This is a genomic window from Clostridium sp. 7_2_43FAA (assembly GCF_000158375.2).
GTDB lineage: Bacteria > Bacillota > Clostridia > Clostridiales > Clostridiaceae > Clostridium > Clostridium tertium.
Map to the genome: position 1 here is coordinate 124,383 of NZ_JH815221.1, position 18,077 is coordinate 142,459.

Sequence of the window (18,077 nt, forward strand, 5' to 3'; positions counted from 1 at the left end):
CTAGCGCCATTGGCGTGGGGGTTCGACTCCCTTCATCTGCACCATATATATTGAATTAATATAAAAAATAAGCGGAAGTGGCTCAATGGTAGAGCGTCACCTTGCCAAGGTGAATGTTGCGGGTTCGAGTCCCGTCTTTCGCTCCATAATATGCGGGTGTAGCTCAATGGTAGAGCCCTTGCCTTCCAAGCAAGTTACGTGAGTTCGATTCTCATCACCCGCTCCAAAAGAAAAGACAACTGATTTAAGTTGTCTTTATTTTTTCTTAAGTGAAGCATAATAATATATAAAATCTACAAAGATATTACAAAGTATGTTTAAATATGTGGATAAATTTAAATATCTTGTGGATAAATTTTTTATTAATTGTTATGTAATGATAAGGGAGGGTTTTATGGTATTTGAAGCATGTACAGGTTGTTATGAAGATGTAGTGAGAGCTGAAGCAAATGGAGCAAATAGAATAGAGTTATGCGATAATTTAATGGAAGGTGGAACAACTCCTAGTTACGGAACTATAAAGAAGACAATAGAAAATATAAATTTACCTATAAATGTGATAATTAGACCAAGGGGAGGTAATTTTATATATAGTAATGTAGAAAAAGAAATAATGTATATTGATATAGAAATGTGCAAGAATTTAGGAGTAAATGCTATTGTAATAGGGGCATTAACGAAAAGTGGGAAAATTGATAGTGATTTTATAAAGAAAGTAAAAGAAGTTAGTGGAGATTTAAATATAACTTTTCACATGGCATTTGATGAAGTAATGGATAAAAAATCAGCGATTGATGAATTAGTTGAATTAGGTATTGATAGAATACTAACTAAAGGTGGAGATATATCTGCATTAAATAATTTAGATACTTTAAAAGAGCTAATTGAGTATGCTGGTGATAGAATAATTATAATTCCAGGAGCTGGAATTAATAAGGGGAATAGAGACTTAGTAATAGAAAAAACTAAAGCTAAAGAAATTCATGGAACAAAAATTGTATAGTATTTATAAAACAAGCCTTATATCATGTAAATGTGATGTAAGGCTTATTTTTGTATAAGGATTTAAAATTCAAATTATATAATATAAGACAAATTCATAATAAATTAATATTAAGTTTGTATTTAAATACAAAGATACTTGTAAAAATAAAAAAGCATATTACTTTGTAATATAATTAGTTAATAAGGAGGCGATATGATGTATTTTAACTATAAAAATTATGATTCTAAGGAATTTGAAGACTTATATAGATATGATGATGAACTTGGGGCTATATATTCATATACAAAAACAAAGTTTAGATTATGGTCACCTTTAGCGGTGAGTGTGAAAATAAATTTATATGGAAAAGATGGCTATGATTATGAATCACAGGCAAGTAAAACCGTTAATATGGAATATAGGGAAAAGGGAATTTGGGAGATTGAAATTGGTGGGAATCTAGATGGTGAATTCTATAACTATTTAGTAAATATAGATGGAAAAGAGCATGAAGTCGTAGACCCATATGCCAAGGCAGTAGGCGTTAATGGAAAAAGAGGCATGATTATAGACTTAAAAAAAACAAATCCTGATGGATGGGAAAATCATAAAAAGCCAATTTTAGAAACTTCATTAGATGCAATAATTTATGAGATGCATGTTAGGGATTTTACTATAGATAGTAATTCTGGGATAGATAATGAGTTAAAAGGTAAGTTTGAAGGGATATGTCAGGACGGGTCTGTAATAAAAGGAACTAAAGTTAAAACAGGATTAAGCCATTTAAAAGAACTAGGAGTGAATGTTATTCAATTACTACCTAGCTTTGATTATAAAACAGTAGATGAAAGAAGATTTAATGAAAATGAATATAATTGGGGTTATGATCCATTAAATTATAATGTCCCGGAAGGATCATATTCAACTAATCCTTATTTAGGTGAGGTTAGAATAAAGGAATTTAAAAAGTTAATAATGAAGTTACATAAATCTGGATTTAAAGTAGTTATGGATGTAGTTTATAATCATACAGCAGATACGGAAAATTCTAATTTTAACTATATAGTTCCTAAGTACTATTATCGTCAAAATAATGATGGCAGTTTTTCAAATGGGTCAGGATGTGGAAATGAAATTGCATCGGAAAGGATTATGGTAAGAAAATTTATTGTTGATTCGTTAAAATATTGGGTGAATGAATATAAAGTAGATGGATTTAGGTTTGATTTAATGGGGCTTCATGATATAGAGACAGTAAAGATAATTAGGGAAGAGCTTAATAAAATAGATAAAGATATACTTGTGTATGGGGAAGGGTGGAAGGCTAGCGATTCACCATTATCTGATGAAAGGCTAACTCTAAAGAAAAATATAAGAAAATTTGGTGATTTGCAAATAGGGGCTTTTAGTGATGATATAAGGGATGCAATAAAAGGTGATGTTTTTGAAAAGGAAAAAGGCGGATTTATAAATGGTGAAATGGATCTTGAAGAAAGCTTAAAGTTTGGAATAGTAGCTTCAATAAAACATAAAGATATAGAATATGATAAAGTTATTTATACGGATGATTATTGGGCTAATGAGCCATATCAAACTATAACATATACATCAGCTCATGATAATTATACTTTGTGGGATAAGTTATCTTTAGGTATGCCTTTATCAAGCGAAAAAGAAAAAATTGATATGAATAAAATGGCGGCAGCAATAATATTAACATCGCAAGGAATTCCATTTATTCATTCGGGGGATGAAATATTAAGAACTAAAACAGACATTAATGGAGATTTAATAGAAAATAGTTATAAATCATCAGATGTTGTTAATAAATTTGAGTGGAGTAGAAAAGAGAAGTATATAGATATATTTGAGTATTATAAAAAATTAATTAAATTAAGAAAAAATCATAGAGTATTCAAAATGAATTCATCGAAGGATATAGAAAAGAATATCGTGTTTTTAAAAATTGGAGAAAACTTTATGGAGAAAAATATAGTAGGTTATATATCTGATGGAAATGAAGTAGGAGATTCCCTAGGTAAAATAGTAGTTATATTTAATTCTAATAAGTATCCAGTGGAAGTTACGTTAAATCATAATAAGTTTAAGGTGATATTAGATAAAAATAACATAAATGAGGATGGGCTGTATAATATAGAAGGAAATATAATTAAGGTTGATCCAATTTCTACAATGATAATGAAATATTTATAAGCTGTGAAAGAATATGATAACTGTAGATGTTTCAGAGGCTAGGTAGCCTAGTAATTTATTATTAGTAAAAAAATAATAGTGAAAGAGTGAAAAGTTAAGGATGTTTTGCTACGCAAAGTTTAAATTAAGATTAAACAAACTCTTTCACTTTTTCATTTTTCACTATTTTGCTTACAAAATATAGTGGTGCACCTAGAGGGGCTCGAACCCCCGACGCTTGGATTCGATGAAGTATATTTTATTAAATTTTATATAATTTACTTAAGCCTTATGAATACTTAAATTCATAAGGCTTAATATTATTAGATATTATTAAATTTTTTTATTTTTTTCGTATGTTGTGTTATGGTTGTGTTATATGTTGATTAAGGATCTACAATCTTAATATTTAATTTCTTTATAAAATAGTAACTATAAGTAGTACTGTTTTTAAATAAGATTTATAATTATTTCTATGATGTTAATCCTCTTCTTTATAAAATTTAAAATAATAAATACTTTAAGAAAAAGTTTTTTATTTTAAATATATATTATATTTGTGAATAATATTATAAATATTTTATAAGGAGAAGATAGGTATGGCAAATAAAATGAAATCTAAAGTATTAAATAGAAAAAGAGTGGATATTGTATCAATAAAAATGGTAAAGGAAAGTAGTTTTCTTTATGAAAATAGAAGAGTTAATTCTTCAGTGGATGCTATAGAATTATTTAAAAGATTTTTAAATGAATCTGATAGAGAACAGTTTCTAGTTTGCTGTATGGATATTAAAAATCAACCAACATCTATAAATGTAGTTAGTATAGGAACATTAAACTCTTCATTAGTTCATCCAAGAGAAGTTTTTAAAGTAGCTATATTAGCTAATTCAGCGTCAATAATAGTTGCACATAATCATCCATCTGGAGATCCAACACCATCAGAAGAAGATATAAATATTACAATAAGATTAAAAGAAGCAGGAAAAATAATAGGTATCGATATATTAGACCATGTAATTATAGGAGAAAATAAACATATTAGTTTTAAAGAAAAGGGTATTTTATAATACTCTTTTGTTTTTTATAATTTATTCAAATATATATTATATAAATGATACCTATTCGATAGGTAGTCCTTGCAAGTGCTTAGGAACATAGAGGAACATAGTAAAAAATAAGAAATTATATTGTTTATACTAAAATATGATATTATTCTAGTATAGAGGTGATTATATGTTTTTTAAGTTATATACAGAAACTGTTTCAAGAGAAATTATAGATGAGATTTTTCTTATAAAATTTGATGATTTAAAAGAAAGAATTATTAGTTTTAAAAATTTAAGTAATGATGAATTAATGAATAGTGTTCATTGGTTATGTATAGATCTTTTAAAAAATTATTTATTAAATACAAATAATTATTTTAAAAGATGTAGTAATGAATTTGAATTAGACTCTATTAATTTATACTTATGGAAATATGCTTTTGAAAATTTTAAGTTATTACTAAATGTAGATTATGATTATAATAAAATAATATCATTAAGAGAAGCATTTAAAAATTTTAATGATATAAATTGCAAGAATAATGAGTATAGTAAATTTGAAAGAGATTTTGAAAATTTAAAAGGAAAAATAAATGACTTTATGGAATGTGATGATACTCGATTAAATAAAGATTTTTTATTAAATGTAAAATGTGACACTGGAAGAAAATATAATATTTATAAAGATTTAAGTACTGTTTGTATATTTACAGTAGATAATTGGAGAGACTGTGTTTATGACATAAAAAATATATTAAAAAAAGATATATATATAAAGGATGGTAGATTTTTATCATCATTTTTAACTTTAAATAATTTAAATAATACTGATATATATTATTTTGAGAGAATTCACAACATAAATTTTAAATTATATTTATATAATTATATTATTCAGTTAAATAAAGATAATCTTTATTTTAATGAAAGTGAAATAATAAAATTAGTAGAAGTATTTTGTCCGATATTAGATCTTCCTAATGTTTTTAATAATACTAATTTATTAGCAAATTTAATGAATATTTATATAAGGTATTATGGAAATTACGATATAGAAGACTTTAGAAAATCTGTTAAGATTTTATGTGCTGATATTGTAGAATACTACTTACCATTATATAATTCAGTATTTTGGGGAATTCTACATTTTTATTGTGAAGTACATAATATTAATATTAAAGATATTACTGAAAAAGTATCATCAAATATAAATTCAACTCCAAATATCTATGATTTTTTATTAAAAGAAAAAATGGATCAAGTTACAAGATTGAAAGAAATTGAAAAATTAATAGAAGTAGGTAATAAGAGACAAAAAAGTATAAACAAAAAAATATATTATTTAATCAATAGAGGGATAAAGTGTTATTTTAATTTTGATAGATTGAGTAATGAAGGAATAGTGAATGATATTAATATCATAAATGGAAGAGTTTTAAAAGAAATAGGAAATATATCTGATTATCAATTAAGTTTAAGAGATTTTATTTTAAAAATAAATAGGTTGAAAATAGAAGCAAGTGATATTTAAATATCACTTGCTTTTTAATTGTATTTAGAATACCACAGGTTCGACCTGTGGTTCCGGAAAGCTTCTAGCGGTGAGTAGAAATAAAAAAACCTCCTTGTATTATAGTAGGTTTGCCGACCACAACTATAATACAAGGAGGTATCCAATATGGATAATAGTAGTTTAGCACATAGTAAATGGAATTGTAAATATCATATAGTTTTTGCACCAAAGTATAGAAGACAAATAATTTATGGGAAAATAAAGATTGATATAGGAGTAATATTGAGAAAGTTATGTGAGCAAAAAGGAGTAGAAATAATAGAAGCAAATGCATGCAAAGATCATATACATATGCTTGTTAGTATACCACCCCAATTGAGTGTTTCACAATTTATGGGATATTTAAAGGGGAAAAGCTCGTTAATGATATTTGACCGACATGCAAATTTAAAATATAAATATGGAAATAGGCAGTTTTGGTGTAAGGGGTATTATGTTGATACAGTAGGAAGGAATAAAAAAGTAATTGAAGAATATATAAAAAATCAAATTCAAGAAGATTTAGCTTATGAACAAATGAGTCTAAAAGAATACATAGACCCGTTTACGGGTGAGCCGGTAAAGAAAGGCAAGTAATAAAGCCCCTTTAGGGGTAGCCAGTAAAAATATGCGGTTGGCAAACCGTTCGATGTGCGAGTAGCACAGCCAGTAACAGAGCCTTATAGGCGTAGAGCAAACCACCCGTTTTACGGGTGGTCCTGATTTTGAAAACATATATTATATCATATTTTTCAAAATATAGTAAGTGTAAAATTTATAGATTAAATACGATTAATTTACCTTTTTTTGTTATTTTATTTATTATTATTATTGAATTATAAAAAATAAAGGAGGTTAAATTTATGGCAAGCAACAATAAGTATGAAAAACCATTGAAAGTATCAATAATTAGGAGGAATGAATCTGAAAAATTTTAATAGGAAATATATCTGATTATCAATTAAGTTTAAGAGATTTTATTTAAAAAATAAATAGGTTGAAAATAGAAGAAAGTGATATTTAAATATCACTTTCTTTTTAATTTAAAAAATTATATTATATCATATTTTTTAAAATATAGTAAGTGTAAAATTTGTAGATTAAATACGGTTAATTTACCTTTTTTTTTATTATTTTCTTTATTATTATTGAATTATAAAAAATAAGGGAGGTTAAATTTATGGAAAGCAATAATAAGTATGAAAATCCATTAAAAGTATCAATAATTAGGAGGAATGAATCTGAAAAATTTTATAACGAAAATGATTTAAGTAAAAATGAAGAATTAAATATTAATCCTCAAAATGGATTAATTAAAGTTATGAGTCCTGTTAAAGATGATGTTAGTAACGATATAAAAGAGAGACTTCAAAAAAATGAAGAATTAAATATTAATCCTCAAAATGGATTAATTAAAGTTATGAGTCCTGTTAAAGATGATGTTAGTAACGATATAAAAGAGAGACTTCAAAAAAATGAAGAATTAAATATTAATCCTCAAAATGGATTAACTAAAGTTATGAGTCCTGTTAAAGATGATGTTAGTAACGATATAAAAGAGAGACTTCAAAAAAATGAAGAATTAAATATTAATCCTCAAAATGGATTAACTAAAGTTATGAGTCCTGTTAAAGATGATGTTAGTAACGATATAAAAGAGAGACTTCAAAAAAATGAAGAATTAAATATTAATCCTCAAAATGGATTAACTAAAGTTATGAGTCCTGTTAAAGATGATGTTAGTAACGATATAAAAGAGAGACTTCAAAAAAATGAAGAATTAAATATTAATCCTCAAAATGGATTAATTAAAGTTATGAGTCCTGTTAAAGATGATGTTAGTAACGATATAAAAGAGAGACTTCAAAAAAATGAAGAATTAAATATTAATCCTCAAAATGGATTAACTAAAGTTATGAGTCCTGTTAAAGATGATGTTAGTAACGATATAAAAGAGAGACTTCAAAAAAATGAAGAATTAAATATTAATCCTCAAAATGGATTAACTAAAGTTATGAGTCCTGTTAAAGATGATGTTAGTAACGATATAAAAGAGAGATTTCAAAAAAATATAGAGTTAAATGTTAATCCTCAAAATAGCTTAAATAAAGATGCTAGTAAGGTTAAAAAGAGTATAAAAAATAATAGAAAAGATACGGTAATAAATAATAATTCACCAATTATAAATAAATTAGAATTTACGATTATTAGTGGATGTATTAGTTTAGTTTGTGGTAGTGATTTTAATAAAAAATTTTTTGCAATATGTAATTTTAATATATCAGCAGAAAAAATAATTATTCAAGATAATGGGCTATTTATAGAGAAGTACTGTATTTTTAGATGTGTATTAGGAAGCAATAAGGAGTCTAAAATAGTTAAAATAAAATATAGTGAATTAAATTCTGATAAATGGATTCTTAGTGTGTTAGGAGTTAAATATTGCTTATTTCCAATAAATAAAGCATATGAATATTTAAGAGTATACATGTCTCAACAATTTGAAAATATATCAGCTGAAATAGAATATATCCATGTTGGATGGAGAGTTATTAATGATAGGTTTGTATATTTACATGGTGGTGGTGCTATTGGTGGTTATAATCTTAATATTACAGGAGATAAGGAAAAAATAATTAGAATAGATAGTGGGATTAATAAAGAAAAAGCATTAATAGATAGTATAAATATGATTAATATTAGTGATAATAAGTTGAAAACTGTACCTTTATTAATTTATTCACATCTAGCTGTAATGAGGGAAGTATATGTACAAGCTGGATTTGAACCTCATTTTATAATATGGGTTTATGGATTAACAGGTTCAATGAAAACATCTGTATCAAAAGTATTTTTTAATTTATTCAATAGAGAAAGAGATTATATATCTGGAACATTTAAAGATACAAAAACAGCAGTAGAAATTAAAGCTTCTGAGTATAAGGACTCAATATTATTATTGGATGATTATCATCCAACAACATTATCAACTGAAAAGAAAGCTATGGAATCACTAGCATCACATGTACTAAGAATATATGGAGATGGAATAAGTAAATCTAGATCAAATAAAAATTTAGGTAAAGCTCAAGAATATCCACCACGTGGATTATGTGTTATTACAGGTGAAGATATAATAGGTGGAGAGTCTAGTGTTGCTAGATTTATAGGAATCGAAGTTTGTCCAGGAGATTATAAGACTGATGTATTGACATATTATCAGAATAATCCATTAGTATATTCAACGCATATATATTATTTTATTGAATGGGTATCTGAAAATTTTTATAAAATAATGAATTTTATAAAATGTAATTTTAATTTTTATAGAAATGAAGTGTTAAATGAGTTTAGACATAAAAGATTAAGTGATTCATATGCATTTTTATGTTTAACTTATGATATTTTGTTTGAATATTGCAATAATACAAATAATACAGATATAAGTATCCTCTTCTATAATATAAAAAATATAATTAAAGAGGTTATAAAATTACATGAGCAATCTACAACAAACCAAGATCCAGCTATATTATATTTAATTGCCATACAGGAGTTAATACTAAGTAAAAGATGTAAAGTGTTAGATAAGAATGAAAATAAAAATGAAAATAGTAATATCATTGGGTATAAAGATGATGACTATTATTACCTAATACCTGGTGTAGCATATAACAATGTTATAGAATTTTGGAAAAGACAAAATATTGAGTTCCCAGTTAGTTCTGATAGAGTTAATAAAGCTTTAGATGAATTAAAAATTATAAAGACAAGTTTAGAAGGGAATACGATTAAGAGAACTGTTAAGAATAGTATTAATGGTGAGCGTAAAAGGTATTTAACTATTTATAGAAGAGCTATGGAAAATATATTAAACAATATATAGATATTATTATAGGGGCATAGGGACAATTAATATGAAGATATGAAAAACTATAACTTTACGACTATATATTATAAAAATGAGAAGGGGCATTAATAGGGGCTCAATGAAAATTAATATAGGAGGATTGATGATGATTTGTTACAAAGAGGATACCAAAAAAACTATGAGTGTTAAGGAATTTGCTTATCAATATGGCATTGGATTAAATAAAGCATATGAAATTGTAAATAGTGATGATTTTCCAATTATTAAATGTGGAAGAAAGTTTTTAATAATAAAATCAAAAGTTGATGGCTGGTTTGAAGATAATATAGGACGAGTTATTTGATAATAAGATTTATGTTCCTATTTATATTATTTAATGTATTAGGAGGTATAATTATGTCTAAAAAAGCAAATGGTGAAGGATCAGTAAATAAATATAAAAATGGTTGGAGAGCAACTATTACTATAGGTAGAAATAGTGAAGGGAAGCTTATACGTAAACAGTTTTATGGAAAAACTAAATTAGAAGTATTAAAAAAGGTGGATGATTTTAAAGTTAAGAATACTTTAGGATTATCAACAATTGATGAGAAAACAACTGTTCAACAATGGATAAAAATGTGGTTAGAAGAGTATAAAATGAATGAATGTAGACCATCAACTATAGATAGATATTTTGGTATATATAGAAATTATATAGAAAATACTAATCTAGGAGTAGTAAAGTTAAAGGATTTAAAGCCTTTAACTTTACAAAATTATTATAATGAATTAATTAAAAAGAAAAACAAGACAACAGATACTATTAAGATAATTAATAAAGTATTATCAGGAGGAATGAGACAAGCTCAAAAAGAACAATTGATTTTAAATAATCCATGTTTATTTGTTACACTTCCAAAGAGTAAAGTTAAAGAAGAGGTTATGACATTTACAATGGAAGAACAAAGAATATTTTTAAATGCCATAGAAGATAGTAGAGATAGATGTATTTTTAATTTAGCTTTAGGATCAGGATTGAGATTAGGTGAATTATTAGCTTTGAAATGGAGTGATATTGATTTCTCATCTAATGAAGTAAAGGTATCTAAAAGTGTAAAGCGAGTAAAATGTTTTGATGAAAATACCAATACTAAAACTAAAATTATAGAGCAATTACCAAAGACTAGATATAGTGAAAGAAAAATACCTTTACCTAAAGCTACAATAAATGAATTGAAAAGACATAAAAATATAATTTTACAAGAGAAATTGATGGCAGGTGATATATATATAGATAATAACTTAGTGTTTCCTAATGTATTAGGAGGATATATAGATGCTAGAAACTTAACAAAAAGGTATAAAAGTATTTTAAATAAAGCTAATATTCCGTATAGGAAATTCCATGCACTAAGACATACATATGCAACTAGGTTATTTGAAAATGGGGTTTCGTTAAAAGTTATACAAGTATTATTAGGGCATAGTAGTATGGATATTACAGCTAATATATATACTCATGTATTACCAAAAGAAAAAATAAGGGCTGTAGATGTTTTAGATAAATGTTTATAGATATTTTAAAATTAGAATAACGAATAATGAACCGTATCACAAGTAAGTGCGAACTTTACCAAAATTGGATATATAAATGAAAGGTAGGTCTGCTTTAATTCTGCAATGAAACTCACAAAAATCTAAAATTTGAATTTTTGTAGGTTATTGTAGTTTTATTCATAGGTTCTTCGTTTTTCACCTATTTCAGCAAATTAGAATTTGTTTTTTCTAATCTATAGTATTGAAAGAAATTGTAAAACATTCCACAAATATATTTTTTATATTCATTTCAGATTTAGGTTAAAGTTAGTAGTTATTCTTTTGTGTATATAAGTTATTTGAAGTAATAAAGTTTCAATTGAATTTGGATAAATATGAATATAAAAGTATTGAAAAAAAATAAAAGTTTATATATAATGTAATTATACTAAAATATAAACATGAAAAATATAAATGTAAAGGAGATGTAAATATGCGCAAAGAGGTAGTTTTTAACTAAACTAACTGAATAAGGATTATTTTAAAAAGTATATGAAAAAAATCTTGGATAACTCAAGGTTTATTTGTGGTAGAAACAATTATTAATAATATTGATATTACCATGTCTATTTGTGTACTCTAAAAATAATCAGTATTATAATGAGCATATTACATCTTTATTTGAAGAATAGGAAAACTGTGTTCTAAACACGGTATTTTTATGCCTATTTTTACTATATTTATAGATATGATATAAGACTTTAATTTGCATAGCTTAATCATAAGTTATATAAATTAAAGTTGTATATTTCATGTTTATATTTAGGTTATATAATTATGAGGCTGTAAGTGAATTATGTTCACTTACAGCTTTTTTTATTTAAGGAGATTATTTTGATGATTTATATATTTAAATATGAAGATTATGAAAAACAAATAAATTTTTTTAAAAATACTAGGATGGTGATTATTAATGGTTAATAAACTTTCAGCATATAAAACTTATTTATTATTTTCAGCTATTACAGCAATGTGTTTTTCACTAGTAGCTACAGTTATGATAGTGTATCACATTGAAACGGTGCATTTAAATCCACTTCAGCTTATACTTGTTGGAACTACTTTAGAAGTAGCATGCTTTATATTTGAAATTCCTACAGGAATAGTTGCAGATGTGTACAGTCGTAAACTATCTATTGTTATTGGTGTAGTTTTAACAGGAGTGGGATTTATTTTAGAAGGTTCTATTTCTAGTTTCGTTTTCGTACTTGTAGCACAGATTGTATGGGGATTAGGTTCTACTTTTATTAGTGGATCTGTTGAAGCTTGGATTGCGGAAGAAGAGAAAGATAAAGATTTGGATAAAATTTATATAAAGGGAGCACAAGCAGGACAGATAGGATCGGTTATTGGAATAGTACTAAGCACTGTAATAGCTAATTTATCTGTAAGACTACCTATTATAGTTAGTGGAGTCTTATTTATAATTCTTGCATTATTTTTATGGTTATATATGCCAGAAAATAATTTTAAATCATCTGCTCCAGAGGATTTAAATACTTTTAAAAAGATGGGATATACCTTTAAATCTGGTCTTAAATTTATAAAAAATAAACCTATAATTATAATTTTGCTTTCAGTAACTTTATTTTATGGATTATCCAGTGAAGGTTATGATAGACTTTCTAATATGCATTTTTTACAAGATACTATGCTTCCTAAACTTGGAAACCTTAAACCAGTGACTTGGTTCGGAATTTTTGGAATTGCAGGAATGATATTGAGTGCTATAGTAATGCATTTTATGGAAAAGAAGCTTAAGGATGATGATAAGAATAAAAATGGAAAGCTGTTATTATGTATAAATATATTTTATATATCATTTATGTTCATATTTGCTATTACAAAAAGATTTAACTTAATGCTAATAGCTTATTTAGCGACAAGTACCTTTAGAACTATAAATGAACCTATATTTAGTGCATGGCTTAATGGACATATAGATGACAAGGCCAGATCTACTGTACTTTCTATAAATGGACAAATAAATTCCTTAGGTCAAATTTTAGGTGGACCAATTATAGGAATCATAGCTACAAATATTTCAGTGAGTATGGGTATAGCATGTACTTCGTTATTAGTAACACCGGTATTAGTGTTATATATTGTTGCTATGATAATGGATAAAAAGGTGGTTGATAGAGTTGGAGGTATTGATTATGAAGAAAATAATTAATATAGGAATCGTAGCACACGTGGATGCAGGAAAAACAACTATAACAGAAAACTTATTATATTATAGTGGAGCTATAAAATCAGTTGGAAGAGTTGATTTAGGCAATACACAGACGGATTCTATGGAGCTTGAGCGTAAGAGAGGGATTACCATTAAATCATCAACCATATCTTTTAATTGGAATAATGTCAAGGTTAATATTGTTGATACTCCAGGACATGTGGATTTTATTTCGGAAGTTGAACGTTCATTAAGTGTTTTAGATGGAGCGATACTAGTTATATCAGGAGTAGAGGGTATTCAGTCACAAACAAGAATATTATTTGAGACATTAAAGGAGTTAAACATTCCAACAATAATTTTTGTAAATAAGCTAGATAGAATTGGGGCAAATTTCAATAAAGTATTTGAAGATATAAAGAAGAATATGTCCAATAAAGTAGTTAGATTACAAGAAGTATATGATGTAGGAAGCAAAGCTGTTTATATAAAAAAACTATTTGATACATGCATGATAAATGATGATGCTATTGATGTTTTATCAGACTTAGACGAAGCATTTTTAGAAAGATATATTGGTGGAATAGAACCTGATAAAGAAGAAATACAAGAAAAGCTTTCATTATATGCAAGTGAAGGAAGTCTATATCCAGTATTTTGTGGTGCGGCAGCAATTGGACTTGGAGTTGAAGACTTATTAGATGGAATTTGTAGTTATTTTCCATTTGCAGGTGATGATTGTGAAAGTGATTTATCTGGAGTAGTATTTAAAATCGAAAGAACAAGTAAAAATGAAAAGAAGGTTTATGTAAGATTATTTGGAGGAAAAATATCTGTAAGAGATAAAATTCAAGTACCTAATAAGGAGATAGCAGAAAAAGTAAAGAAAATTAATAGGTTAGAAAATGGGGGAGTTGTTGAAGCACAGAGGATAGAAGCAGGGGATATAGGTATTTTATATGGACTTACAAGTTTCCAAGTGGGAGATGTTATTGGAATTTCAAATGATAAAATTAAAAATATATCTATAGCTAAACCAGCATTAAAAACAACAATTTCTGCAATTGATAAAGAAAAAAATCCAGAGCTATTTAAAGCATTAACATTACTTGCAGAGGAAGATCCACTACTAGAATTAGAGATGAATGACATAGATAAAGAAATTTATGTCAACTTATTCGGTGAAGTTCAAATGGAAATACTAAGTTCCATGTTAGATGATTTATATGGAATAAAAGTAGAGTTTTCGAATATTGAGACTATCTATAAGGAAACACCTAAAGGTTTTGGAGCGTCAATAATGCATATGCAGGAAGACTTAAATCCATTTTGGGCGACAGTAGGCTTAGAAATAGAACCAGCAGGGAGAGGCGAAGGTCTTAGGTATATTTCTAATGTTTCAGTAGGGTCATTGCCAAAATCTTTTCAAAATGCAATTGAAGAAGCAGTTATTAAGACAAGTAAACAAGGATTATTTGGATGGGAGGTTACAGATGTAAAAGTCACTCTTAGCTGTGGTGAATTTTTTAGTCCAGCCAGCACTCCAGCAGATTTTAGAAATGTGACACCTATGGTATTCATGGAAGCATTATATAAAGCACAAACTGTTTTATTAGAGCCATTACATGAGTTTGAGTTAAAGATTCCTCAAAATGCTTTAAGCAAAGCGGTATGGGATTTAGAAACTATGAGGGCAACCTTTGATAATCCTATTGTTATAGGGGATGAATTCTCAATAAAGGGATTAATTCCAGTAGAAAATTCAAAAGAATATAAAATGAAAATAGCTTCATATACAGAAGGTAGAGGAATGTTTGTGACAAAATTTTATGGGTATAAGGAAGCTTCAGCTGAATTTTCAAAAGCACGCAAAAAAACAACGTATGATCCATTGAATAAAAAAGAGTATTTGCTTCATAAACTAAACGCAATTAGAGATTAAATTTAAATAGATAAGTTAAATTTTTATATGTAGGATTTAAATATAAGACATTCAAAGCCTAAAAGTAAAGGAAGGGTCGTCTGAAGAAGATGAAGACCCTTCCTTTTTTCATGTTACTATGCTTAATTGTAAGTGCTTGAAATTTGTAATATAATGTAAATAAAGTTTTTAATAATAAGGGGACGGCACAAATGAAAATCGACTTTAAAATAACAAAAGATGACTATATAAGCTTCAATTTACATCATTTAGAAAACTCGAAATCACAGAAAAGTACATTTAACATACTTAGATATGCTGTACCCATAATACTTTCTATACCAATCTACTTTACAGGAACGGGGATATTTAATCAACCGAGTATATATTGGATTATAGTAGCGATAGTTTTTTTAGTCATTTGGATTTTAACATATCCTAAGCAATACAAAAAATTAGTAGCTAAAGAAACTGATAAACTCATAAGTTAAGGAGATAATTCATCAATATTTGGAAGTAAGACTTTAGAAATTATTGATGGGACAATAGTAGTAAAAGGGGATTCTATATCAGAAACAGTATCGTTAGAAAGTATAAAAGATGTAAAAGTTTACGAAGATATGATCCTTATATATAAGTGGATTTGTAGCTCATATAATTCCAAGGAGATATTTAGATAAAGAAATAGAGAAAGAACTTATGAAAGAGCTTAAAAAATATAAGGCTTTAGAACAATTAAAGTAAAACGTGCTCCTTTGGAGGTGTAACGGAGAACCGTACCATAAATAAGTGAGGTTTTTACTGAAATTGTAAATATAATAATGTTATAAGATATTAAAACTCTTGTTTGTATTTAAATATACAGGTAAGAGTTTTTTTGTCCAGAATAAAATAATAAAGGTTATTAAAATAAGAAAGTTATATTTATAAAAAATAGAATAATATGGTATAATAAAATATTAGTACTATATATAGAAGTAAGATAAAAATTAATGGAGAAAAATATGATTACGATAATGATAATAGATGATAATGAACAACTTCAAAATGAAATTGGGAATTTATTGACCATAAATGGTTATTCAGTTTTAAAACCAAAAGATTTTGATAAGATACCTAAAATGGTAAAAGATGATAGTCCAGATTTAGTATTATTAGATATAAATCTACCAAGTGATGATGGATTTAAATTATGTACAGAGATACGTAGCTTTTCAAAGGTGCCTATAATTTTTATAACAAGTAGAAATACCAATATAGACGAGCTTATGGCAATCACCTTAGGTGGAGATGACTATATAACAAAGCCATATAATACCCAAATACTTTTAGCTAGAATAAATGCCTTAATAAAAAGAGCTTATCCTAATGATTCTAACTTAGATATTATTGAGTACAATGGGTTAAAGTTAAATATTCTATCAAGTACTATTGAGTATAAGGGAAATAGTAAAGAGCTTACAAAAAATGAAATGAAAATATTGTATTACTTATTAATAAATAAAGAAAAGATAGTATCTAGAGTAGAAATTATGGAATACTTATGGGATAGCTCTATGTTTGTAAATGATAATACTCTTACAGTAAATATAACAAGAATAAGAAATAAAATTGAAGAAATAGGATTAAAGGATTTTATTAAAACTAAAAGAGGACAGGGTTATATAATATGAATTTTAAAGAGTATCTAAAATATAACATAGGAAATATATTGTTAAATATCATGTCTTTAATATTTTTAGAAGTGTTTCTTTTAAGCATAGACAATGAATTAAAACCATTAATAATTATAGCAGTAATTTGGGGGTGTGTTTTATTTGGATATTTGATTATCGCCTATATAAAAAGAAAAGATTATTTTATCTTTGTAGAAAAGTGTATATGCAATATAGATAAAAAGTATTTAATAAGTGAGGTATTAGAGGTACCACCTTTTATTGAGGCAAAGCCCTATTATTTCCTTTTGAAAAAATCTAGTAAAGCAATGAGGGAAGAGATTAATAAAGAAAAATTAAGATTAAAGGATTATAAAGAGTATATAGAACAATGGATTCATGAAGTAAAAACACCAATTTCTCTTATTAAATTAATTGAAGAAAATAATAGAAATGCTAACAGTTCAGCAATACTTATGCAACTGGAAGAAATAGATAGATATGTGGAGCAAGCTTTATTTTATGCAAGAAGTGAAGATGTTGATAAAGATTATCTTGTAAAGGAGATAAGTCTTAAGAGTTGTGTAAACAACGTTATTACAAGAAATAAGCAAGGCTTTATTTTAAATAATATTGATATAGAAATTGAAGACATAGACACAGAGGTATATTGTGATAGTAAGTGGCTTGAATTTATTTTAAATCAAATAATAGTAAATTCTATAAAGTATAGAAATAACATAAATCCAAAAGTTAAGATTTATTTACAAGAAATTAAAAATGGGACTAAATTAATTATTGAGGATAATGGTATTGGAATTTCTAAAGATGAAATAGAGAGAATATTTGAAAAAGGATTTACAGGGAATATAGGTCGTATAAACAGTAAATCTACAGGGATTGGATTATATTTGTGTAAAAAATTGTGTGATAAATTAGGACTATTAATAGGTATAGAATCAGAAATAGATACTTATACAAAAGTTAGTATTACTTTTCCTATGGGAAGTTTTTGTAAGTTCTAAGTTACTAATGTTACAATATTGTCACCTAAAAGTAATATTAAATCGAATCTAGTATGTGATATATAAGTTAAA

General features: G+C 26.3%; 13 protein-coding genes and 2 tRNA genes. All 15 read left to right on the forward strand.

Features of this window, described 5'->3' with window-relative positions:
* Nucleotides 1-71: 71 nt before the first annotated feature.
* The 15 genes from CSBG_RS01385 (at nucleotide 72) to CSBG_RS01455 (ending at nucleotide 18,005) form a co-directional block, all read left to right on the forward strand.
* Nucleotides 72-146, forward strand: a tRNA-Gly gene (locus tag CSBG_RS01385).
* A gap of 6 nt (nucleotides 147-152) precedes the next feature.
* A tRNA-Gly gene (locus CSBG_RS01390) sits at nucleotides 153-226 on the forward strand.
* A 168-nt stretch (nucleotides 227-394) separates the two neighbouring features.
* Entirely contained in the window at nucleotides 395-1,003 is a 609-nt protein-coding gene (locus CSBG_RS01395) for a copper homeostasis protein CutC (protein ID WP_008676398.1), read from the forward strand.
* A gap of 195 nt (nucleotides 1,004-1,198) precedes the next feature.
* Nucleotides 1,199-3,199, forward strand: coding sequence for a type I pullulanase (gene pulA / locus CSBG_RS01400; RefSeq protein WP_147567993.1), 2,001 nt, complete (start codon nucleotides 1,199-1,201; stop codon nucleotides 3,197-3,199).
* Between the two features lie 641 nt (nucleotides 3,200-3,840).
* A complete protein-coding gene (gene radC, locus CSBG_RS01405; protein WP_338079727.1) occupies nucleotides 3,841-4,248 on the forward strand; it encodes a DNA repair protein RadC in 408 nt (135 codons plus the stop codon).
* A gap of 166 nt (nucleotides 4,249-4,414) precedes the next feature.
* On the forward strand, nucleotides 4,415-5,758 hold the full coding sequence (locus CSBG_RS01410) for a hypothetical protein (RefSeq protein ID WP_008676404.1): 1,344 nt from the start codon (nucleotides 4,415-4,417) through the stop codon (nucleotides 5,756-5,758).
* Between the two features lie 147 nt (nucleotides 5,759-5,905).
* The gene (gene tnpA / locus CSBG_RS01415) at nucleotides 5,906-6,376 is read left to right on the forward strand and encodes an IS200/IS605 family transposase (RefSeq protein WP_008676406.1); all 471 of its coding nucleotides are present in this window, start codon (nucleotides 5,906-5,908) and stop codon (nucleotides 6,374-6,376) included.
* Between the two features lie 583 nt (nucleotides 6,377-6,959).
* Complete coding sequence (locus tag CSBG_RS01420) at nucleotides 6,960-9,665, forward strand: hypothetical protein (protein WP_008676408.1); 2,706 nt, start codon at nucleotides 6,960-6,962, stop codon at nucleotides 9,663-9,665.
* Nucleotides 9,666-9,795: 130 nt separating this feature from the next.
* A complete protein-coding gene (locus tag CSBG_RS01425; RefSeq protein ID WP_008676409.1) occupies nucleotides 9,796-9,993 on the forward strand; it encodes a helix-turn-helix domain-containing protein in 198 nt (65 codons plus the stop codon).
* Nucleotides 9,994-10,046: 53 nt separating this feature from the next.
* Nucleotides 10,047-11,207 (forward strand): tyrosine-type recombinase/integrase, encoded by a 1,161-nt coding sequence (locus CSBG_RS01430; protein ID WP_008676411.1) that lies wholly within the window; start codon nucleotides 10,047-10,049, stop codon nucleotides 11,205-11,207.
* Between the two features lie 934 nt (nucleotides 11,208-12,141).
* Nucleotides 12,142-13,404: a tetracycline efflux MFS transporter TetA(P) gene (gene tetA(P) / locus CSBG_RS01435; RefSeq protein WP_006440994.1), complete on the forward strand. Its 1,263-nt coding sequence runs from the start codon at nucleotides 12,142-12,144 to the stop codon at nucleotides 13,402-13,404.
* Nucleotides 13,388-15,346 carry a tetracycline resistance ribosomal protection protein TetB(P) gene (gene tetB(P), locus CSBG_RS01440; protein WP_006440995.1) on the forward strand — a complete coding sequence of 653 codons (1,959 nt, stop codon included), beginning with the start codon at nucleotides 13,388-13,390 and terminating at the stop codon, nucleotides 15,344-15,346. Before tetA(P) ends, tetB(P) begins: the two co-directional genes overlap by 17 nt.
* 191 nt (nucleotides 15,347-15,537) lie before the next feature.
* Nucleotides 15,538-15,816 carry a hypothetical protein gene (locus tag CSBG_RS01445; protein ID WP_035284861.1) on the forward strand — a complete coding sequence of 93 codons (279 nt, stop codon included), beginning with the start codon at nucleotides 15,538-15,540 and terminating at the stop codon, nucleotides 15,814-15,816.
* A gap of 513 nt (nucleotides 15,817-16,329) precedes the next feature.
* Nucleotides 16,330-16,998, forward strand: coding sequence for a response regulator transcription factor (locus tag CSBG_RS01450; protein WP_008676418.1), 669 nt, complete (start codon nucleotides 16,330-16,332; stop codon nucleotides 16,996-16,998).
* Between the two features lie 50 nt (nucleotides 16,999-17,048).
* Nucleotides 17,049-18,005 (forward strand): sensor histidine kinase, encoded by a 957-nt coding sequence (locus CSBG_RS01455; RefSeq protein ID WP_242825257.1) that lies wholly within the window; start codon nucleotides 17,049-17,051, stop codon nucleotides 18,003-18,005.
* The last annotated feature ends 72 nt before the right edge of the window (nucleotides 18,006-18,077 follow it).

Excerpts from the sequence above, each read along its gene's own strand:
- pulA (WP_147567993.1), top strand. The coding sequence starts at position 1,199 with ATGATGTATTTTAACTATAAAAATTATGATTCTAAGGAATTTGAAGAC.
- CSBG_RS01430 (WP_008676411.1), top strand. The coding sequence starts at position 10,047 with ATGTCTAAAAAAGCAAATGGTGAAGGATCAGTAAATAAATATAAAAAT.
- CSBG_RS01395 (WP_008676398.1), top strand. The coding sequence starts at position 395 with ATGGTATTTGAAGCATGTACAGGTTGTTATGAAGATGTAGTGAGAGCT.
- CSBG_RS01425 (WP_008676409.1), top strand. The coding sequence starts at position 9,796 with ATGATTTGTTACAAAGAGGATACCAAAAAAACTATGAGTGTTAAGGAA.
- CSBG_RS01410 (WP_008676404.1), top strand. The coding sequence starts at position 4,415 with ATGTTTTTTAAGTTATATACAGAAACTGTTTCAAGAGAAATTATAGAT.
- CSBG_RS01445 (WP_035284861.1), top strand. The coding sequence starts at position 15,538 with ATGAAAATCGACTTTAAAATAACAAAAGATGACTATATAAGCTTCAAT.
- CSBG_RS01420 (WP_008676408.1), top strand. The coding sequence starts at position 6,960 with ATGGAAAGCAATAATAAGTATGAAAATCCATTAAAAGTATCAATAATT.
- CSBG_RS01450 (WP_008676418.1), top strand. The coding sequence starts at position 16,330 with ATGATTACGATAATGATAATAGATGATAATGAACAACTTCAAAATGAA.
- CSBG_RS01455 (WP_242825257.1), top strand. The coding sequence starts at position 17,049 with ATGTCTTTAATATTTTTAGAAGTGTTTCTTTTAAGCATAGACAATGAA.
- radC (WP_338079727.1), top strand. The coding sequence starts at position 3,841 with ATGGTAAAGGAAAGTAGTTTTCTTTATGAAAATAGAAGAGTTAATTCT.
- tnpA (WP_008676406.1), top strand. The coding sequence starts at position 5,906 with ATGGATAATAGTAGTTTAGCACATAGTAAATGGAATTGTAAATATCAT.